General features: G+C 61.5%; 4 protein-coding genes. All 4 read right to left on the bottom strand.

The genetic code is table 11. The features are described from left to right. Positions 1 to 36 precede the first annotated feature (36 nt). The 4 genes from hslU to argS all read right to left on the bottom strand — a co-directional run bounded on the left by hslU (position 37) and on the right by argS (position 4,642). Entirely contained in the window at positions 37 to 1,374 is a 1,338-nt protein-coding gene (gene hslU / locus SNL23_RS04740; protein WP_076018085.1) for an ATP-dependent protease ATPase subunit HslU, read from the bottom strand. A gap of 38 nt (positions 1,375 to 1,412) precedes the next feature. Then, positions 1,413 to 1,943 (bottom strand): ATP-dependent protease subunit HslV, encoded by a 531-nt coding sequence (hslV, locus tag SNL23_RS04735; protein ID WP_003209323.1) that lies wholly within the window; start codon positions 1,941 to 1,943, stop codon positions 1,413 to 1,415. Positions 1,944 to 2,199: 256 nt separating this feature from the next. Then, positions 2,200 to 2,904, bottom strand: coding sequence for an SPOR domain-containing protein (locus SNL23_RS04730; protein WP_017478234.1), 705 nt, complete (start codon positions 2,902 to 2,904; stop codon positions 2,200 to 2,202). 1 nt (position 2,905) lies between these two features. Then, entirely contained in the window at positions 2,906 to 4,642 is a 1,737-nt protein-coding gene (argS, locus tag SNL23_RS04725) for an arginine--tRNA ligase (RefSeq protein ID WP_076018084.1), read from the bottom strand. Positions 4,643 to 4,753 lie beyond the last annotated feature (111 nt).

Below are 4,753 nucleotides of genomic sequence, written 5' to 3'. Positions count from 1 at the left end.
CTCCCACATTAAAGCAGAGCGGTTCCTGCGTAAGCCTTACAGGATATAACGAGACAGATCTTCGTTCTGCGCCAATTCGCCCAAGTGGCTGTTGACGTAGTCGGCGTCGATCTTGATCGCCTCGCCATTCTGCGCGCCCGCCATGTCGCCGGCACTGAAGGAAACTTCCTCCAGCAGGCGCTCCAGCAAGGTGTGCAAACGACGGGCACCGATGTTCTCGGTCTTCTCGTTGACCTGCCAGGCGATCTCGGCCAAACGCTTGATGCCGTCCGGCAGGAACTCAATGGCCAAGCCTTCGGTTTTCAGCAGTTCGCGGTATTGCTCGGTCAACGACGCATGCGGCTCGCTGAGGATGCGTTCGAAGTCGCCCGGCGTCAGCGCTTTCAGCTCAACGCGAATCGGCAGGCGGCCTTGCAGCTCCGGCACCAGGTCGCTCGGCTTGCTCAGGTGGAACGCACCGGAAGCGATAAACAGGATGTGGTCGGTCTTGACCATGCCCAGCTTGGTGTTGACGGTGCAGCCTTCGATCAGCGGCAGCAGGTCGCGCTGCACGCCTTCGCGGGAGACATCGACGCCGCCGGAATTACCGCGCTTGGCCACCTTGTCGATCTCGTCGATAAACACGATGCCGTGCTGCTCGACCGCTTCCAGGGCCTTGGCCTTGAGTTCTTCCTCATTCACCAGGCGCCCGGCCTCTTCGTCGCGCACCAGTTTCAGTGCTTCCTTCACCTTGAGCTTGCGGCTTTTCTTCTTGCCCTTGCCCATGTTGGCGAACAGGTTCTGCAACTGGCTGGTCATTTCTTCCATGCCAGGCGGTGCGGAGATGTCGACGCCGGACACTTCGGCGACTTCGATCTCGATTTCCTTGTCGTCCAGCTGGCCTTCACGCAGGCGCTTGCGGAACAGCTGGCGGGTGTTGGAATCCGAGCTCGGTGCCGCGTCTTCGTTGAAACCCATGCGTGCCGGTGGCAGCAGGGCGTCGAGGATGCGTTCTTCGGCGGCGTCTTCGGCGCGATGGCTGACCTTGGTCATTTCCTGTTCGCGCAGCAGCTTCAGGGCAGCGTCGGCCAGGTCACGAATGATCGATTCGACGTCACGGCCCACGTAGCCCACTTCGGTGAACTTGGTGGCTTCGACCTTGATGAACGGAGCGTTGGCCAGTTTGGCCAGGCGCCGGGCGATCTCGGTTTTACCGACACCGGTCGGGCCTATCATCAGGATGTTCTTGGGGGTTACTTCAACGCGCAATTCTTCGGGCAGCTGCATCCGGCGCCAGCGGTTACGCAGGGCGATGGCAACGGCGCGCTTGGCATCGTCCTGGCCGATGATATGGCGATTGAGTTCATGGACGATTTCGCGGGGAGTCATGGACATAGTAATTGGCGGTCCTCAAGCGGGAATAAGCCTGCGGCTTATTCGGCGAGGTCCTGCTCCTCAATGGTCAGGTTGTGGTTGGTGAAGACGCAGATGTCGCCAGCGATACCCAAGGCAGTCTCGACAATTTCCCGGGCCGACAGGTCGGTTTTCTTCAACAGGGCGCTGGCTGCGGCCTGGGCATAGCCACCGCCGGAACCCATGGCGATCAGGCCTTCTTCGGGTTCAACCACGTCGCCGTTGCCGGTGATGATCAGCGAGGCGTCTTTGTTGGCGACGGCCAACATGGCTTCGAGGCGGCTGAGGGAGCGGTCGGTGCGCCATTCTTTGGCGAGTTCGACGGCGGCACGGACCAAGTGGCCCTGGTGCTTCTCAAGTTGGCCTTCAAAGCGCTCGAACAGGGTAAAGGCGTCAGCGGTGGCGCCGGCAAAACCAGCGAGGACCTGGCCGTGGTACAGGCGACGGACTTTTTTCGCGTTGCCTTTCATCACGGTATTGCCAAGTGAAACCTGGCCGTCGCCGCCCATGACGACTTTGCCGTGGCGGCGAACTGAAACGATGGTGGTCAAGGGGAGAGTCTCCACGCTGCGGGGCGAAAATGCCCTGATGGAACTCATATGGGGGTGGCGGGGGGGATTTCAACTGTAGGACGGGAGGGCGGACGAGTGGTGTTTATGTGTCGGTCTCGGTCCTGACGGCGATGAAAATCAAATGTGGGAGCGGGCTTGCTCGCGAATGCGGTGTGTCAGTCACTGGAAATATTGACTGATCTGGCGCCTTCGCGAGCAAGCCCGCTCCCACATGGGTACTGCTGTGTGTTCGGAATCAGCGGCTCTGGCGTTGTTGTAACAACAGGTTGCTAAACCCTGCACCCGCCAGTTGTTTCTGCGCCACGGTCAGCTGTTCACGGTTGCTGAACGGCCCTACCAGCACGCGATACCAGGTCGCATCTTTAACCGTCCCGGACTCCACCGTCACCGCCTGCCCCAGCAGAATGATCTGCGCACGCACGCGATCCGCATCCGCCTGTTTTGGGAACGAGCCCGCCTGCAGGAAGAATTTGGTCACCGGCGCTGCCTTGGTCGTGGCAACGGGTGGCGGTGGCGGCGGGGTAATCCCGGCCAATGCTGCCTGGGCCCGTGCGGTGTCGATTTTCGCCGCTTCCGCCGGAGTCACAGGTGTGGTCGGCACAGGCTGCGGCGTCGGCAGGGTTTTCTCCGGCACGGCGTCCGGCGGCACGATCACTTCCGATTCCGGCAGCAATGTGTAGAAGTCGTACTTCGGCTTCACCGGCGCAGTCGGGCTCGGGACGGTCTTGTTCGCTTCGGCCATTTTCGTCGCCCTCTGCTGCTCTTGCTTGACCCGTTTGACGTCATCGCCCTTGCCCGGGTCCAGCTTCATCAGGAACACGACAAACGCGCCGACCGTCAGGCCGATCGCCATCCACAACCAGCCCGGAATAGGTTTCTTCGCAGGTGCCTGGTAGCGGCTGGCGCCGCGCTTGGGTGCAGGTTTTTTCTTGGCAGCCAACTTACATACGCTCCAGAGTTTCCAGGCCCAACAATTCCAGGCCTTGCTTGAGGGTCCGTCCTGCCAGTGCGGCGAGGCGCAGGCGGCTCTGCTTTTGAGCTTCGTCGTCTGCGGTCAGGATCGGGCAGTTCTCGTAGAAGCTGGAGAACAAACCGGCGACTTCGTACAAATAGGTGCAGAGGATGTGCGGCGTGCCTTTCTCGCCGACGCTGTTCAGCACTTCGCCGAATTGCGCCAGCTTGGCCGCCAGTTCCTGCTCGTGTGGCGCTTCAAGGTTGATCTGGCCTTCGACTTCACTGAAGTCCTTGCCCAGCTTGCGGAACACACCGGCCACCCGGGTGTAGGCATACAGCAGGTACGGCGCGGTGTTGCCTTCGAAGTTGAGCATCAGCTCGAAGTTGAAGCTGTAGTCGCTGGTGCGGTGCTTGGACAGGTCGGCGTATTTCACCGCGCCAATGCCCACCACGCGGGCGATGTTGCGCAGGTCGGCTTCGGCCAGCTCCGGGTTCTTTTCCTTCACCAGGTTGTAGGCGCGGTCCTGGGCTTCGTTCAGCAGGTCAATCAGCTTCACGGTGCCGCCATCACGGGTCTTGAACGGGCGGCCATCGGCGCCGTTCATGGTGCCGAAGCCCATGTGTTCCATGTGCATCGGGTGGGTGACGAAACCGGCGCGACGCGCCACTTCGAACACTTGCTGGAAGTGCAGGGCCTGGCGCTGGTCAACAAAATACAGGGCGCGGTCGGCTTTCAGCACGCCGCTGCGGTAGCGCACGGCGGCCAGGTCGGTGGTGGCGTAGAGGTAGCCGCCATCGGCCTTGACGATGATCACCGGCAGCGGGTCGCCGTCGGCGGTCTTGAATTCTTCGAGGAACACGCACTGCGCGCCGTTGCTCTCAACCAGCAGGCCCTTGGCCTTGAGGTCGTTGACCACGTTGATCAGGTCGTCGTTGTAGGCGCTTTCGCCCATCACGTCGGCCATGGTCAATTTGACGTTGAGCAGCTCGTAGATTTCCTGGCAGTGGGACAGCGAGATCTCGCGGAAGCGGCCCCACAGTTCCAAGCATTCGGCGTCGCCGGCTTGCAGCTTGACCACCAGGCCACGGGCGCGGTCGGCGAACTCTTCGGATTCGTCGAAACGCTTCTTGGCGGCGCGATAGAAGTTCTCCAGGTCCGACAGCTCGTTGCTGGTGATCGGGTTTTCCTGCAGGTACGCCATCAACATGCCGAACTGGGTGCCCCAGTCGCCCACGTGGTTCTGGCGGATCACATCATCGCCGAGGAACTCCAGGACCCGCGCCACGCCGTCACCGATGATCGTGGAGCGCAAGTGACCTACGTGCATTTCCTTGGCCAGGTTCGGCGCCGACAGGTCGATAGCCACGCGCTGTGCCGGGCCAGCCTTGCGTACGCCGATTCTGGCATCCGCCAGGGCCGCGTCCAGGCGCGAAGCCAGGGCCTGGGTGTTCTGGAAGAAGTTGATAAAGCCTGGGCCAGCGATTTCAGCCTTGGTCACCTGCGGGTCGGCCGGCAGCGCGGCGATGATTTTTTCCGCCAGGTCGCGAGGCTTCAGGCCAGCCGGCTTGGCCAGCATCATCGCGATGTTGCTGGCGAAATCACCGTGGGTCTTGTCGCGGGTGTTTTCCACCTGGATCGCCGGCGTCAGGCCTTCAGGCAACACACCTTCGTTGACGAGTTGGGTGAGGGCTTGTTGGATCAGCTGGCGAATGGTGTCTTTCATGGTGTTCTCTTTCGACCGCAAGCGGTGGCGCGCGATGCGCAGGTGGAAAAACTGGGCATTATCCGTGGGGAGGGCGGGCTTGCCAACCTTCGCTGGACCTTGACGGACGAT

The organism is Pseudomonas sp. SED1 (assembly GCF_034044025.1).
In the GTDB taxonomy this organism is placed as follows: Bacteria; Pseudomonadota; Gammaproteobacteria; order Pseudomonadales; family Pseudomonadaceae; genus Aquipseudomonas.
Note: the sequence above shows the minus strand (reverse complement) of the source record. Positions and strands in the feature narration are given on the sequence as shown.

Coding starts and splice junctions, on each gene's coding strand:
- hslU (WP_076018085.1), bottom strand. CDS start 1,374: ATGTCCATGACTCCCCGCGAAATCGTCCATGAACTCAATCGCCATATC.
- argS (WP_076018084.1), bottom strand. CDS start 4,642: ATGAAAGACACCATTCGCCAGCTGATCCAACAAGCCCTCACCCAACTC.